Annotated in this window: 1 protein-coding gene; it reads left to right on the top strand. The window is 73.8% G+C overall.

The window, feature by feature from the left end:
* The first annotated feature begins 14 nt into the window (after positions 1–14).
* Positions 15–17,765: a type I polyketide synthase gene (locus ACFYXC_RS29485; RefSeq protein WP_389554984.1), complete on the top strand. Its 17,751-nt coding sequence runs from the start codon at positions 15–17 to the stop codon at positions 17,763–17,765.
* The last annotated feature ends 25 nt before the right edge of the window (positions 17,766–17,790 follow it).

Below are 17,790 nucleotides of genomic sequence, written 5' to 3' on the forward strand. Positions count from 1 at the left end.
GGACCTGCGGCACCGTGCGCACCGACCTCATCGAACCTCTGCCCGTCGCACTCCTGGAGAACGCGAACCGCTTTCCCGACAAGGTGGCCTTCGCGGACGACCGGCGAGCGGTCACCTACGGAGACCTCGAGGCACGGACGCGCAGGCTGGCCGGACACCTGGCGCACCTCGGCATCGAGCGCGGCGACCGCGTGGCCATCTGCCTCGGCAACACGGTGTCCACCGTGGAGAGTTACCTGGCGGTCGTACGCGCCGGGGGCATCGGGGTGCCGCTCAACCCCGGGTCGGCGCCGGCCGAACTGGAGTATCTGCTCGCCGACAGCGGTGCCGTACTCGTCGTCACCGACGCCGCCCGGGCACCGCGCTTCAGGGCCACGCCGGGGGAGACGGCCGGGAAGGTGTCCGGGAACACGGCCGGGAAGGTGTCCGGGCCGCTGCTCGTGGTGACCGGCGAGGTCCCGGAAGGTCTCCTCGCGGAGACGGGTGTCCACCCCTACGACGAGCTCGCCGACCGCGAGCCCCCCGTGCCCGCCAGGGACGACCTCGCCCTGGACGACGTGGCCTGGATGTTCTACACCTCGGGGACGACCGGCCGGCCCAAGGGCGTCCTGTCGACACAGCGCAACTGCCTCTGGTCCGTCGCCTCCTGCTACGTACCGATCCCCGGCCTCACGGACCAGGACCGGGTGCTGTGGCCGCTGCCGCTCTTCCACAGCCTCTCGCACATCGCGTGCGTGCTGTCCGTCACCGTCACCGGCGCGACCGCCCGCCTCATGGACGGGAGCTCCGCCGAGGACGTCATCCGGGTGCTGGGCGAGGACGGTTCGACCTTCCTGGCGGGCGTCCCCACCACCTACCACCACCTGGTGACGGCCGCCCGCCACAGCGGTTTCCGTGCGCCGGACCTGCGTATCGGCCTGGTCGGCGGCGCGGTCACGGGGTCCGGGCTGCGCCGGGACTTCGAGGAGACCTTCGGGGTCCCGCTGGTCGACGCCTACGGCAGCACCGAGACCTGCGGCGCCATCACCATGAACCCGCCGGACGGCGCCCGCGTCGACGGCTCCTGCGGCCTGCCCGTACCCGGCGTCGGCGTCCGCGTCGTCGACCCCGCCACGGGCGCCGACGTCCCCGCCGGACAGGAGGGAGAGGTCTGGGTCAGCGGACCGAACGTGATGGCCGGCTACCACAACAGCCCCGAGGAGACCGCCGAGGCGGTACGGGACGGCTGGTTCAGGACCGGCGACCTGGCCCGGCGCGACGAGGCCGGTTACCTCACCATCTGCGGGCGTATCAAGGAACTCGTCATCCGCGGCGGCGAGAACATCCACCCCGAGGAGGTCGAGGCGGTCCTGCGTACCGCCGACGGCGTCGCGGACGTGGCGGTCGCCGGCGCACCGCACGACACCCTCGGCGAGGTACCGGTCGCGTACGTGATCCCCGGGCCCGCCGGGTTCGATCCCGCGACCCTGGTCGCCCGCTGCCGCGAGCGGCTCTCCGCCTACAAGGTGCCGGAACGGGTGTACGAGGTCACGGGCATCCCCCGCACCGCGTCGGGCAAGACCAGGCGCCGCCTCCTGGCCGACCGGCCGAGCCGCCTGCGGTACGCGGCGAGCGGGCATCACGACACCCTGACGTCCGTCGAGTGGGTCACGGCACCGGAACCGGCCGACACCGCGTTCGCGGCGCACGCCGCGAGCGGGGCGGGCGGGATACGCGGGGGAGCGGTGGTCGGCGGCGGCCCCGCGGCGGCCGGACTCGCCGACGCCCTGGAGGCCGCGGGCGCCGAGGTGCGCCGCTACGCGGACCTGGCCGCGGTGCGTACCGCGGTGGCGGGCGGCGAGCCGGTCCCGGACGCGACGGTCCTGGTTCCGCCGACCGCAGCCGACGCGGACGCGTCCCACGCCGACGCGGTCGCCGCGGGGCGCGCCGGGGCCCGGCTGCTCGCGGAGGACGTGGACGCCTGGCTGGCGCGACCGGAACTGGCCGCCTCCCGGCTGGTGGTGCTCACGAGCGGCGCGGTCGCGGCAGCCGGTACGGACGGCCCGCAGGACCTCTCCCAGGTCCCGCTGTGGGGCGTCGCGCGCTCCTTCCAGGAGGCCCGGCCGGAGTCACTGACCATCCTGGACGCGATCCTGGACCCCCAGTCCGGTACGGACGTCGGCGCCGGCGCGGACCAGGTCGCGCGCCTCCTGCCGGCGGCGCTCGCGAGCGACGAGCCGCAGTTCGCCGTACGGTCGGCCGCCCTGCTGGTGCCCCGGCTGACGCGTCTGCCCGTGACCGACCGGCCGGCGCCGCGCCCCTGGCCGGGAACCGCCGGCGGGACCGGCATCGGCACCGGCACCGTGGTGGTCACCGGCGCGGACACCGAGCGCGGCGCGGCACTGGCACACCGTCTGGCCACGGTCCACCAGGTGACGAACCTGCTGCTCGTGAGCGCACCCGGCACCACGGACACCGCACCCGAGGACGTACCGGCCTTCGCGGGGACGAACGTCGTACGGGTCACCGCGGACGCGGCACACCCCGAGTCACTGCGGGCCGCCCTCGCCGCCCTGCCGCATCCGGTCACAGCGGTGGTGCACGCGGCCGACGATCCCGAACTGGCGCTCCACCTCGACCACTTGACCGCCGACAGTGATCTTTCAGCCTTCGTCGTGGTGCCCTCCGGCACCGCCGGGCTGCTCGGCCGCCCCGTCGACCAGACCGAGGCCGTCGACCAGACCGAGGCCGTCGATCCGACCGCGGCCGTCGACGGGATCCTCTGCGACGCGCTGATACGCAATCGGCGGCTGCGGAACCTGCCCGGTTCGTTCCTCGCCTGCGCCGACGGGCCGCTCCGGGAACTGCTCTCCGCGTTCGACGCCGCCCTGACGACGGACCTACCCCCGTCGCTCGCCGTGCTGCCCGGTGTCCCGGCCGACGGCGACCGGGTGCCCGCGATCCTGCGCGACCTGGCCGTGACGGCCGTGCGGCAGGACGCACCGGACGAGACCGTCACAGCGGCCCTGCGTACGGAACTGTCCGGGCTGGAGGAACGCGCGCAACTGGCGCTCCTCGAAGACCTGGTACGTACGCTGGCCGCCGACGTGCTGCACCGGGCGGGCCCCGAACTGGTCCCGGCCGACCGCGCCTTCCGCGACCTGGGCCTCACCTCGCTGACCGTCGTCGTCCTGCGCAACCGGCTGACCGAAAGGACCGGGCTGCGGCTGCCCACCACGGTCACCTTCGACCACCCCACCCCGGCGGCCCTCGCGGCCCACCTGCGGTCCGAGGTCCTCGGAGGTCCGCGGCCGGCACCGCTCAGCGGCCCGGTCCCGGCCGGTGACCCCGACGAACCGATCGCCGTCGTCGGGATGGCGTGCCGGCTCCCGGGCGGTGTGTCCTCACCGGACGACCTGTGGCGGCTGGTCGCCGACGGCGTCGACGCCGTCTCGGACTTCCCCGGCGACCGGGGCTGGGACCTGGAGCGCCTCTTCGACCCGGACCACCCGGACCGTGCGGGCACCTCGTACACCGATCAGGGCGGCTTCCTCGAAGGGGCGGCCCTTTTCGACGCCGGGTTCTTCGGGATCTCGCCGCGTGAGGCCCTCGCCATGGACCCGCAGCAGCGGCTCCTCCTGGAGACGTCCTGGGAGGCCATGGAGAGCGCGGGCATCGACCCGGTGTCGCTGAAGGGCGCCGATGTCGGCGTCTTCTCCGGGCTGTTCGGCCAGGGCTACGGCACGGGTGCGGTCCCGCCCGAGCTGGAGGGCTTCGCGAGCACGGGGCTGGCGTCGAGTGTGGCGTCGGGCCGGGTGTCGTACGTCTTCGGCTTCGAGGGCCCCGCGGTGTCGGTGGACACCGCGTGCTCGTCCTCGCTGGTGGCGATGCACCTGGCCGCGCAGGCACTGCGGCAGGGCGAGTGCTCGATGGCCCTGGCCGGCGGTGTGGCGGTCATGGCGACCCCCGACAACTTCGTGGAGTTCTCCCGGCAACGGGCGCTGTCCGCCGACGGCCGCTGCAAGGCGTTCGCCGCGGCGGCCGACGGCACCGGCTGGGCCGAGGGCGTGGGTGTCGTGGCCCTGGAACGCCTGTCGGTGGCGAGGGAACGCGGCCACCGGGTGCTCGCGGTGCTGCGGGGCAGTGCGGTCAACCAGGACGGGGCGTCCAACGGCCTGACCGCGCCCAACGGACTGTCGCAGCAGCGCGTGATCCGCAAGGCGCTCGCTGCGGCGGGGTTGTCGGCGGCGGACGTGGACGTGGTGGAGGCCCATGGGACGGGTACGGCTCTGGGTGACCCGATCGAGGCGCAGGCGCTGTTGGCCACGTACGGCCGTGACCGTGACCTGGAGCGGCCGTTGTGGCTGGGGTCGTTGAAGTCGAACGTCGGGCACACGCAGGCCGCCGCGGGTGTGGCCGGTGTGATCAAGATGGTGCAGGCGCTGCGGCACGGTGTCATGCCGCCCACGCTGCACGTGGACGCGCCGACGACGGCTGTGGACTGGTCGGCCGGCGCGGTGGAGTTGCTGACCGAGGCGCGGGAGTGGCCGGGCGACAGCGGCCGTCCGCGCCGGGCGGGGGTGTCCTCGTTCGGGGTCAGCGGGACGAACGCGCACGTGATTCTGGAGGAGGCTCCGGGGGACGGCGTCGAGCCGCCTGTCGCGGACGGACCGTCGGTGTCGGGTGACGTGGTGCCGTCGGCATCCGCGGGTGCGGTGCCGTTTGTGGTGTCGGCGCGCAGTGCGGGTTCGCTGGCGGGGCAGGCGGGTCGGCTCGCGGCGTTCATCGAGGGCACAGATGGGGTGTCGTCGGCGGGCGTGGCCGGGGCGTTGGTGTCCGGCCGGGCGCTGTTCGGTGAGCGTGCGGTGGTGGTGGCCGGGTCGGGGGAGGAGGCGCTGACCGGGCTGGGGGCGCTGGCGCGCGGTGAGAGCGCGCCGGGTGTCGTCGTCGGCAGTGCCGACGCTGGGGCGCCCGGCAGGGTGGTGTGGGTGTTCCCGGGGCAGGGCTCGCAGTGGGCGGGTATGGGCCGGGAGTTGTTGGATACGTCGCCGGTGTTCGCGGAGCGGATCGCGCAGTGTGCGGCGGCTTTGGAGCCGTGGATCGACTGGTCGCTCATCGACGTGCTGCGGGGTGAGGCGGACTCGGAGGTATTGGAGCGGGTCGATGTGCTCCAGCCCGCGAGCTTCGCCGTGATGGTGGGCCTTGCGGCGGTGTGGTCCTCGGTCGGGGTCCGTCCTGACGCGGTGCTGGGTCACTCCCAGGGTGAGATCGCCGCCGCGTGTGTGTCGGGTGCGCTGTCGTTGGAGGATGCGGCGCGGGTGGTGGCGTTGCGCAGTCAGGCCATCGCCGGACAGCTTGCCGGGCGTGGCGGTATGGCCTCGGTGGCGCTGAGCGAAGCTGAAGCCGTCGCGCGGTTGGTGCGGTGGGAGGACCGGGTCGAGGTGGCGGCCGTCAACGGCCCGTCCTCGGTGGTCGTCGCCGGTGACGCCGAAGCCCTGGACGAGGTCCTCGAAGCCCTGGCCGCCGATGGAGTCCGCGTACGGCGCGTGGCGGTGGATTACGCGTCCCACACCCGCCATGTCGAGGACATCCGCGAGGCCCTCGCCGACACCCTGGCCGGCATCGAGGCCCAGGCACCGACCATCCCCTTCTACTCCACTGTCACGGGCAGTTGGGTGGAGGACGCCGGTGTCCTGGACGGCGGCTACTGGTACCGCAACCTGCGCGGCCAAGTAGGCTTCGGCCCGGCTGTCGCCGAGCTGATCCGCGAGGGCCACGGCACGTTCGTCGAGGTCAGCGCCCACCCGGTGCTGGTCCAGCCGATCACCGAGACGCTCTATGACGTCCACGACGGCGGCGGCACGGACGCGGTGGTGACCGGTTCGCTGCGCCGTGAGGACGGGGGTCTGCGTCGCCTGCTGGCCTCGATGGCGGAGCTGTTCGTACGCGGCGTATCGGTGGACTGGACCGGCGTGCTTCCGGCCGGAGCCACGTCGGCGCGGCTCGACCTGCCGACGTACGCCTTCGAGCACCAGCACTACTGGCTGGAGTCCACCCAGGCCGTCACCGACGCGACCTCGCTGGGGCTCGCCGGAACCGACCACCCGCTCCTCGGCGCGGTCGTCCACCTGCCGAACTCGGGTGGTCTCGTGGCCACCTCGCGGTGGTCCCTCAAGGCCCATCCCTGGCTCGCGGATCACCTGTTGGCTGATGCCGCCGATGCCGTCGTCGTACCGAACGCCGCGCTTGTCGAGGTGGCCATCCGGCTCGGCGATCTGGCCGCCGTTCCCGTCCTGGACGAACTGACCGTCGACACGCCGGTCGTGCTTCCGCAGCACGGCAGCTGCGGTGTCCAGGTCGTCGTGGGCGAGGCCGACGGCACAGGGCGGCGGCCGGTGGAGGTCTACTCCCGTGCCGCCGACGCCGCGTCGGACGCCGAGTGGACACGGCACGCGTACGGCACGCTGGCATCCGCCGCCGACCGCGAGACGCCCGCCTTCCCGGCCCAGGCCCCGGCGGCGCCGACGGCTCCGACGGTCCCGGCAGTCTCAGGAGCGGACGGCGAAGTCAGCGAGGTCGCTCTCGACGGTGCCGCTCTGCGGGACGCGGACCGGTACGGGGTACACCCGGCCCTCCTCGACGCGGCCGTGCGTACGGTCGTTCCGGACGGCATGCTCCCCGCCGTGTGGACCGGTGTGTCCCTGCTCGCGTCGGGCGCGGTCGCGCTGGGCGTGCGCCAGGGGGAGGCGTCGGCGGAAGGCACGCCGCTCCTGCTGACCGACCCCACGGGGCGACCCGTCATGACGGTCGAGGGGGTTCGCGCGGCGCCGTTCTCTCCGGAACAGGCGGGGACCGGCGGGGCGTTGCCGCCCGACTCCCTGTTCCGTGTGGACTGGACGCGGCTGCCGCTTCCCGCCGTGGACCGCGCCCCTGTCATGGTGTCCGTCGCGGACGGCGACGATGTCGCTGCTGCTGCCACCGCGGCGGGGGTGGGCGGGCCCGCTCCCGAGGTGCTGTTGTACGACGTCCGGGGCGTTTCCGGGGTCGATTCCGAGACCGGCTCCGGGACCGGTTCCGGGGCGGACGGTCCCCGCGGCGCGGTCGGCGCCGTGCTCGCCGTCCTGCAGACGTGGCTGGCGGAACCCGCTCTGGCGGAGACCCGGCTGGCCGTGGTCACCGGGGAGTACGACGGGCTCGAAGAAGCCGCGGTCTGGGGGCTGGTGCGCTCGGCGCAGTCGGAGCACCCGGACCGGATCGTCCTGGTGGACCTCGACGACGACTCCGGGTCCGTACTGCCCGCCGCCCTCCTGAGCGGCGAACCGCAACTGCGACTGCGCGGCGGTGTCGCGCACGTACCCCGCCTCGTACGGGTGCGTGGGGTGGGCGCGGTGCGTGGAGTGCAGGGAGTGCGGGGCACGGCCGCGGAGGCCGGGCCGTCCGTACGTCCGCTCGATCCCGAAGGCACCGTACTGATCACCGGCGGCACCGGGACGCTCGGTGCGCTGACGGCACGGCACCTGGTCACCGCGTACGGCATGCGCCACCTGGTCCTGGTCAGCCGCAGCGGCACCGCCCCGCGGCTGCACGAGGAGCTGACCGCGCTGGGCGCGTCCGTCACCGTCGCCGCGTGCGACACGTCCGACCGCGCCCGGCTCGCGGAGGTGCTGGCGGCGATACCGGCCGAGCATCCGCTGACCGCCGTCGTGCACACCGCCGGGGTCCTGGACGACGGGGTGCTCACCGAACTGACCCCGGAACGGGTCGACACCGTCCTGCGGCCCAAGCTGGACGCGGCCCTCCATCTCCACGAGCTGACCCGGGACCTGGATCTCGCCGCGTTCGTGCTGTTCTCCTCGGCCGCCGGCGTGCTCGGCAACCCCGGCCAGGCCAACTACGCCGCGGCCAACGCCTGCCTGGACGCCCTGGCACGGCAGCGGAACCGGCTCGGTCTGCCCGCCGTCTCCGTCGCCTGGGGCTACTGGTCGACGGTCAGCGCCATGACCGAGCACCTGGACACCGCGGACCTGCGACGCAACCAGCGCATCGGCATGACCGGCCTCTCCGCCGCCGAGGGCATGGCCCTCCTGGACGCCGCCCTGAACCCCGCGACGAGCACGGACGGCACGCTGGTGGCGGCGAAGTTCGACGTCACGGCTCTGCGCGCCACGGCGGCCGGCGGCGGTCCCGTACCGGCGCTGCTGCGCGGTCTCGTACCGGCGCCACGGCCGGTGGCCGGGCAGGGCGGTCCGGCCCGGCCGTCCGCGCGGGCTTCCGTGGTGGAGCGCCTCGGCGGTCTGAGCGGCACCGAGCAGACCGAGGGCCTGGTCGACCTGGTGCGGCGGCACGCCGCCGAGGTCCTCGGACACAGTTCCGTCGACGCAGTCCGTGCCGACCGGACGTTCAAGGACGCCGGATTCGACTCGCTGACCGCGGTGGAACTGCGCAACCGGCTCGCCACCGCGACCGGGCTCACCCTATCCCCGGCCGTGATCTTCGACTACCCGAAGCCCGTGGTGCTCGCCGGGCACCTGCGCACCAGGCTCTTCGGCGGTACGCCGGCGTCGCGGCCTTCGTCGGACGCCGCGGCCCGCACCGCCCCGGTCACGGACGACGAGCCGATCGCGATCGTGGCCATGGCGTGCCGCTTCCCCGCCGGGGTGCACAGCCCGGAGGACCTGTGGCGCGTGGTGGCCGACGGCGTCGACGTCGTCAGCGAGTTTCCCGACGACCGCGGCTGGGACACCGACCGGCTCTTCCACCCGGACCCCGACCACGCCGGCACCACCTACGTGCGCCACGGCGCCTTCCTCGACGACGCGGCCGGCTTCGACGCCGCCTTCTTCGGCATCTCGCCCAACGAGGCCCTCGCGATGGACCCGCAGCAGCGCCTGCTGCTGGAGACGTCCTGGGAGGCGTTCGAGCGCGCCGCGATCGACCCGACGAGCCTGGCCGGACAGGACATCGGCGTGTTCGTCGGGGTCAACAGCCACGACTACAGCGTGCGGATGCACCAGGCGACGGGCGTCGAGGGCTTCCGCCTCACCGGCGGTTCGGGCAGCGTCACCTCCGGCCGCGTCGCCTACCACCTCGGCATCGAGGGTCCCGCCCTCACGGTCGACACCGCCTGCTCCTCGTCCCTCGTGGCGCTGCATCTGGCGGCGCAGGCCCTCAACCGCGGCGAGTGCACCATGGCACTGGCCGGCGGTGTGATGGTGATGGGCACCGTCGAGACGTTCGTCGAGTTCTCCCGGCAGCGCGGCCTCGCCCCCGACGGCCGCTGCAAGGCGTTCGCGGACGGCGCGGACGGCACGGGCTGGTCGGAGGGCGCGGGACTGCTCCTGGTGGAACGGCTCTCGGACGCCCGCCGCCGCGGCCATCGCGTGCTGGCCGTGATCCGCGGATCGGCCGTGAACCAGGACGGCGCGTCGAACGGCCTGACCGCGCCGAACGGTCCCGCGCAGCAGCGGGTGATCCGCAAGGCGCTGGCCCACGCCGGGCTGCGCGCCGCGGACGTGGACGCCGTGGAGGCACACGGCACGGGTACGACGCTCGGCGACCCGATCGAGGCGGAGGCGCTGCTGGCCGCGTACGGCCAGGACCGGCCGGCCGACCGGCCGCTGTGGCTCGGTTCGGTGAAGTCGAACATCGGGCACACCCAGGCCGCGGCGGGCATCGCCGGTGTGATCAAGATGGTCATGGCGATGCGGCACGGAGTCCTGCCCCGGACGCTGCACGTGGACCGGCCGTCGACCCACGTCGACTGGGCGTCCGGTGCCGTGAAACTGCTGACCGAGGCCCGCGACTGGCCGCGCGACGGCCGCCCGCGGCGCAGCGGGGTGTCGTCGTTCGGCATCGGCGGCACCAACGCGCACGTCGTCCTCGAAGAGGCCCCCGACCTGCCGACGGCGTCCATCGCGCCGCACCCCGGATCGCGGACCACGGACGACGCCGCACCCGTACCGGTCCCGGATGCGGACTCGGGCACGGGCACGACTACGGACCAGGGCTCGGGCACGGTGCCCGTGCTGGTTCCGGTGTCCGGGCGGACCGTGGCCGGGCTGCGCGGCCAGGCCGGACGGCTGGCCCGTTTCCTCGACGAGCGGCCCGACCTGCCGCTCACCGCGGTCGCGCACGCCCTCGCCACCGCACGCGGACACCTCGACCACCGGGCCGTCGTCCTCGCCTCCGGCCGGCCGCAGCTGCGCGCCGACCTCACGTCCCTCGGGCACCTTGAAGGGCAGCCCTCTGCGCAGGGAACGACCAGCCCCGCGGTGGTTACCGGCACCCCGGCCACGGGCAAACTCGCCGTCCTCTTCACCGGCCAGGGCAGCCAGTGGGCCGGCATGGGCCGCGAACTCGCCGACACCTTCCCCGTCTTCCGCGACGCCTTCGACGCCGTGTGTGCCGCAGTGGACGCACACCTGCACGGGCACGCGGTACGCCCGCTGCGCGACGTCGTCCTCGCCGCGCCGGGAACGCCCGACGGTGAACTGCTCGACCGCACCATGTACACCCAGGGCGCCCTGTTCGCCCTGGAGACCGCGCTGTTCCGGCTCTTCGAGTCCTGGGGGGTGCGGCCCGATCTCCTTGCCGGCCACTCGATCGGGGAGATCACCGCCGCGCATGTCTCCGGAGTGCTCGACCTGCGGGAGGCCGCCGAACTCGTCGCCGCGCGCGGGCGGTTGATGCAGTCCCTGCCGGAAGGCGGCGCGATGGTCGCCGTCCAGGCCACCGAGGCCGACCTCGCGCCTCTCCTCGCCCGGGCGCCGGGGGAGGTCTGCGTCGCGGCGGTGAACGGCCCCGACGCGCTGGTGCTCTCCGGCGCCGAGGACGCCGTGCTCGACGTCGCCGGTGAACTTGCCCGGCGCGGCCACAAGACGCGCAGGCTGACCGTCAGCCACGCCTTCCACTCCCCGCTGATGGAGCCCGCGCTCGACGAGCTCCGAACGGTCGCCGAGCGCCTGACGTACCGGCCCGGAACCCTGCCCGTCGTCTCCACCCTGACCGGCGGGCTCGCCCGGCACGGACAACTGGCCACCCCCGCCTACTGGGTCGACCAGGCGCGCGGCGCGGTGCGGTTCGGCGACGCCGTCACCACGCTCGCCGAACAGGGCGTCACCACCTTCCTCGAACTGGGCCCCGGAGGGGTGCTCGCCGCGATGGCCATCGGCGCGCCCGGCGTCCAGGAGGACGGCTGCGTCGCCACGCTCCGCAAGGACGGCACCGAGCCCGACGACATCCTGAAAGCGCTCGCGGAACTGCACGTACGGGGGGTGGCCCTGGACTGGCCGGCCGTCCTCGGACACACACCCACCGGGACCGCAGAGTCCGGGAGCGCCACCGCTGTCGGGAGCGAGATCGGGAGTCTGCTGCCCACCTACGCGTTCCAGCACCAGCGGTACTGGGTCGACACCGACGCGGCCACGGCGGGCGGCGCGGAAGCACTCGGCGCCACCGGCACCGGGCATCCGCTGCTCGGCGCCGTCGTCGACGTACCCGGCGACGACGGCGCCGACGGTGTCGTCCTCACCGGACGTCTGTCACCGCGCAGCCGGGGCCTGCTCGCCGCACCCACCGTGACGGACGGCGCCACCAGGTCCTCGGCCGCCACGGCCGGCGCGCTCCTGGAGATGTTCGCCAGGGCCGGCGACGAGGTGGGCTGCGCCGGCCTGGAGGACTTCGCCGTGGAGGCGCCGCTGACCATCCCGGAGCACGGCCACACGCAGATACGGGTCTCGGTCGACGCCCCGGGCCCGGACGGGCGCCACCGCGCCGCTGTCCACGGCCGCACCCTCGACACGGAGCCCGGGCCCTGGACGTGTCACGCCCGCGCGGTCCTCGTCCCCGGGATGCCCCGGCCGGACTTCGACCTGCGGACCTGGCCGCCGCCCGCGGACGACGCCGTGTCCCTGCCCGGCGCGCCCCGCGTATGGCGGCGGGACGGCCGGATCTTCGCGGAGATCGCGCTCCCGGACGAACTGGCGGACCAGGCAGCCGAGTTCGCCCTCCACCCGGTACTCGTCGACACCGCGCTGCGCGTCCTGGACAGCTGCACCGCGACACAGCCGCCCGCGCCCGACGCCGACGCCGGGCACGACCCTCGTACCCGTACCCGTACCCGTACCCGTAGCCGTGCCCGTAGCCGTGCCGGTACCCGTGACCTGTCCGACTGCGCGGGTGCCGCCGTGTACGCCGAAGGCGCCGTGGCGCTGCGGCTGCGGGGCACCCCGGCGGCGGACGGGCGGTACGTCCTCGAACTGGCGGACCCGTCCGGCGAACCCGTCGCCACGCTCGGGCCGCTGACCTTGGACGCCCTCATCGCGGAAGGTCTCGCAGCGGAACCCGTAGAGGGATCCGGCGTGGCCGTCGGCGACGCGCCGGTCCCCGCGAGGGGTCCGGCCCGGCGTGTGGTGGTGCGGCAGGAGGGGACGGGTGAGGCGTTCGCCGGACGGCTGACCGGCCTCCGGGCGCAGGAACAGCACCGCGTGGTGATGAACCTGGTCAGGGAGAGCGTCGCGGTCGTACTCGGCCACCGCGACCCGGACGCGGTCGACTGGGACGCGGGGCAGTCCTTCAAGAACCTCGGCTTCGACTCGCTCGGCGCGGTCAAACTCCGCAACCGGCTGCGCGACTTCACCGGGGTCGACCTGCCGGCCACGCTCATCTACGACCACCCGACCCCGGAGGCGCTGGTCGGCCACCTGCTGGCCGAACTTCTCGGCGAGGACCTGGCGACGACCCCGGCCACGGCTTCGGCCTCGTTCGCGGCCACCGACGAACCCATCGCGATCGTCGGCATGAGCACCCGGCTGCCGGGCGGCGCGGACAGCCCCGAGGAACTGTGGAAACTCGTGGTCGAGCAGCGGGACGCGATCTCCGGGTTCCCGCTCGACCGCGACTGGGACCTCGACGGCCTGTACCACCCGGACCCGGCCCATGCCGGCACGAGCTACACGCGCTCGGGCGGATTCCTGCACGAGGCCGCGCAGTTCGACGCCGCGCTGTTCGGGATCTCGCCGCGTGAGGCCCTCGCCATGGACCCGCAGCAGCGGCTCCTCCTGGAGACCTCCTGGGAGGCGCTGGAGCGGGCGGGCATCGATCCGCTCTCCACCCGGGGCAGTGACACGGGTGTCTTCACCGGGATCGTCCACCACGACTACGTGACCCGGCTCCACCAGGTGCCCGAGGACGTCCAGGGCTACCTCATGACCGGCACGGCGGCGAGTGTGGCGTCCGGCAGGGTGTCGTACGTCTTCGGCTTCGAGGGCCCTGCGGTCACCGTGGACACCGCGTGCTCGTCGTCGCTGGTGGCCATGCATCTCGCCGCGCAGGCGCTGCGGCAGGGCGAGTGCTCGATGGCCCTGGCCGGCGGCGCGACGGTCATGGCCAGTCCGGACGCCTTCCTGGAGTTCTCACGCCAGCGCGGTCTGTCCGCCGACGGCCGCTGCAAGGCGTTTGCCTCGGCGGCCGACGGCACCGGCTGGGCCGAGGGCGTGGGTGTCGTGGCCCTGGAACGCCTGTCGGTGGCGAGGGAACGCGGCCACCGGGTGCTCGCGGTGCTGCGGGGCAGTGCGGTCAACCAGGACGGGGCGTCCAACGGCCTGACGGCTCCGAACGGACCCTCGCAGCAGCGGGTGATCCGTAAGGCGCTGGCCAGTGCCGGGTTGTCCCCGGCGGACGTGGACGTGGTGGAGGCCCATGGGACGGGTACGGCCCTGGGTGACCCGATCGAGGCGCAGGCGCTGCTGGCCACGTACGGCCGTGACCGTGACCTGGAGCGGCCGTTGTGGCTGGGGTCGTTGAAGTCGAACGTCGGGCACACGCAGGCCGCCGCGGGTGTGGCGGGTGTCATCAAGATGGTGCAGGCACTACGGCATGAGCGGTTGCCGGCCACCCTGCACGTGGACGAGCCGACCTCGCAGGTGGACTGGTCCGCGGGCGCGGTCGAGCTGCTGACCGAGGCCAGGGAATGGCCGCGTGACGGTCGCCCGCGCCGGGCCGGTGTCTCCTCGTTCGGGGCGAGCGGCACGAACGCGCACCTGATCCTGGAGGAGGCGCCCGCCGCCGAGGCGCCCGACGGCGAAGGGCAGGCACAGCGGCCGTCGGCGTCCGCGAGTGTGGTGCCGTTGGTGGTGTCCGCGCGCAGTGCGGGGGCTCTGGCGGGGCAGGCGGGTCGGCTCGCGGCGTTCGTCGAGGGTGCCGAGGGGGTGGCGCTCGCATCGGTGGCCGGCGCGTTGGTGTCCGGTCGTGCGGTGCTGAGCGAGCGCGCGGTGGTGGTGGCCGGGTCGGACGAAGAGGCGCTGAGCGGGCTGGGGGCGCTGGCGCGGGGTGAGAGCGCGCCGGGTGTCGTCGTCGGCAGTGCCGGGTCAGGTGCACCCGGCAAGGTGGTGTGGGTGTTTCCCGGTCAGGGCTCGCAGTGGGCGGGTATGGGCCGGGAGTTGTTGGATACGTCGCCGGTGTTCGCGGAGCGGATCGCGGAGTGTGCGGCGGCGTTTGAGCCGTGGATCGACTGGTCGCTCCTCGACGTGCTGCGGGGTGACGCCGACCCCGGTCTGTTGGAGCGGGTCGATGTGCTGCAGCCCGCGAGCTTCGCGGTGATGGTGGGTCTGGCGGCGGTGTGGTCGTCCGTGGGTGTCGAGCCCGACGCGGTACTGGGCCACTCCCAGGGTGAGATCGCCGCCGCGTGTGTGTCGGGTGCGCTGTCGCTGGAGGATGCGGCGCGGGTGGTGGCGTTGCGCAGTCAGGCCATCGCCGGACAGCTTGCCGGGCGTGGTGGCATGGCTTCGGTTGCTCTCAACGAGAGTGAAGCCGACGCCCGTCTGTTGCGGTGGGAGGACCGCGTCGAGGTGGCGGCGGTCAACGGTCCGTCCTCGGTGGTCGTCGCCGGTGACGCCGAAGCCCTGGACGAGGCTCTGGCAGCCCTGGCCGCCGATGGAGTCCGCGTACGGCGCGTGGCGGTGGACTACGCCTCCCACACCCGCCACGTCGAGGACATCCGCGACACCCTCGCCGACACCCTGCTCGGCATCGAGGCTCAAGCACCGACCATCCCCTTCTACTCGACCGTCACCGGCAGTTGGGTGGAGGACGCCGGTGTCCTGGACGGCGGGTACTGGTATCGCAATCTGCGCGGCCAGGTCGGTTTCGGCCCGGCAGTCGCCGAGCTGATCCGCGAGGGCCACGGCGTCTTCGTGGAGCTCAGCGCTCACCCGGTGCTGGTCCAGCCGATCACCGAAACCGTCTACGACATCGGCGGTGACGGTGACAGTGACGCCAACGACGGCGGTGGCGCGGAAGCGGTGGTGACCGGCTCCCTGCGCCGCGAGGACGGCGGCCTGCGACGCCTGCTGGCGTCCATGGCCGAGCTGTTCGTCCGGGGCGTACCCGTCGACTGGACCGGGGTGCTCCCGGCCGCCGCCGGGACCGGTGCGGCGTACGTGGATCTGCCGACGTACGCCTTCGACCGGCAGCACTACTGGCTTCAGGAGGCAGAAGGGGCCGACGCGGTCGCCGAGGCCGCGGAAGGCGCCGACTCCGACTTCTGGGAAGCGGTCGAGCACGCCGATCTGAACGCCCTCACCGAGCTGCTGGAGATGGCGTCGGACGACGAGCGCACCGCGTTGGGCAGCGTCGTACCGGTCCTCGCCGAGTGGCGCGGGAAGCGGCGGGAGCGGTCCTCCGCGGAGAAGCTGCGCTATCACGTCACCTGGCAGCCCCTGGAGCGTGAGGCGGCCGGTGTGCCGGGCGGGCGGTGGCTGGTCGTCGTACCGGCCGAGCGCCGGGGTGACACCGCGATCGACGCTCTGCTGGAGGAACTGACCGTGCAGGGGCTCGGCACGGTCCTGGTGGAGGTCGGTGACGGTGACCGGACGCGGGAGCGGCTCGCCGAACGGCTGACCGGTGTCCTGGCCGGCACTCCGGCCGGGCACGAGGTGACCGGAGTGCTGTCCCTGCTCGCGCTGGACGAGCGGACGGCGGGCGGCCCGCAGAATCCGCTCGCGGTCGCGGCCTCGACCCTCGCGCTGATCCAGGCCCTCGGGGACAGCCGTGTCACCCAGCCCCTGTGGTGCCTGACCAGGGGGGCCGTGAACATCGGGATCCACGACACGCTCACCTCGCCCGCCCAGGCGGCCCTGTGGGGACTCGGCCGGGCCGCCGCGCTCGAACGGCTGGACCGATGGGGTGGTCTGGTCGACCTGCCGGCCAGGACGGACGCGCGGACCGGCCAGTACCTGCTGGGCGTGCTGAACGGTGCCACCGGTGAGGACCAGCTCGCGGTCCGGCGGTCGGGCGTCTACGCCCGCCGCCTGGTCCGCAAGCCGGTCCCGGAGGCGACGGCGGGGGAGGGCCGCTGGCAGGCGCGGGGCACGGTACTGGTGACCGGTGGCGCCGAAGGACTCGGCAGGCACGTCTCGGTGCGGCTCGCGCTCGCCGGGGCGGGCCGGCTCGTCGTCACCACCACCGCGCACGCGCCCGACGGTGCCGTGGCGGACCTGCGTGCCGAACTGGCCGAACTCGGCGCCGCCACCGAGGTGGAGGACTGCGCGGACACGGACCGCGACGCGATCGTCCGCCTGCTGTCCGCGACGGACGCGACGAGCGCGACGACGGACATCACGAGCGTCACGGATGCGACGAGCGCGACGGAGCAGCCGCTCACCGCCGTGGTGCATGCCGCCGACATCACGTGGGCCGGTTCTCTCGACGACACCGGCGCGGCCGATCTCGCCGAGGTGTTCAGAGCCAAGGTCGACACCGCCGTGTGGCTGGACGAGCAGTTCGAGGACACGCCGCTGGACGCGTTCGTGGTGTTCTCCTCGATCGCCGGCGTGTGGGGCGGCGGCGGCCAGGGTCCCTCCGGAGCGGCCAACGCCGTCCTGGACGCCCTGGTCGAGTGGCGCCGCGCCCGGGGTCTGCGGGCCACGTCGATCGCCTGCGGCGCGCTCGACGAGATCGGCGTGGGCATGGACGAGGCCGCCCTCGCCCAGCTGCGCCGCCGCGGTGTGCTGCCCGTGGCCCCGCAGCTGGCGGTGACCGCGATGGTGCAGGCGGTGCAGGGCAACGAGAAGTTCGTGACGGTGGCCGACATGGACTGGAGCGCCTTCATCCCGGCGTTCACCTCGGTCCGTACGAGCCCCCTGTTCGCCGAACTGCCCGAGGCCAAGGCGGTGTTGCGGGCCGCGGAGCGCGACAGCGGGGACAGCGACGCCGCCGCGTCCCTCGCGGACTCGCTGCGCGCGGTCTCGGACACCGAGCAGAACCGCATCCTGCTCCGCCTCGTACGCGGCCACGCCTCCGTGGTGCTGGGTCACGGCGGCGCGGAGGGCATCGGACCGCGTCAGGCGTTCCAGGAGGTCGGCTTCGACTCGCTCGCCGCCGTGAACCTGCGCAACAGCCTCGGCGCGGCCACCGGACTGCGGCTGCCCGCGACCTTGATCTTCGACTACCCCACCCCGGAGGCGCTGGTCGGTCATCTGCGTTCCGAACTCCTCCGGGAGTCCGACGACGGCCCACAGGAGCGTGAGGACGACCTCAGGCGGGTCCTGGCGTCCGTTCCGTTCGCCCGGTTCAAGGAGGTTGGCGTCCTGGAGGCACTCATGGCCCTCGCCGACGACACCGGCGACGGCCGCGACGGCGACACCGGCAGGAACGGCGGCGACGGCGGCGACGGCGGGAACGCCGACGGGCCGGGTGACGGGGTGCCGTCGGCGGGCGGCACCGAGCAACTGATCGACGCGATGGACGTTGCCGGTCTGGTGCAACGGGCCATGGGCAAGACGAGCTGACCACCGATGGCCAAGGAACCGTGGA

The organism is Streptomyces sp. NPDC002701, assembly GCF_042889045.1.
Classification (GTDB): Bacteria; Actinomycetota; Actinomycetes; order Streptomycetales; family Streptomycetaceae; genus Streptomyces.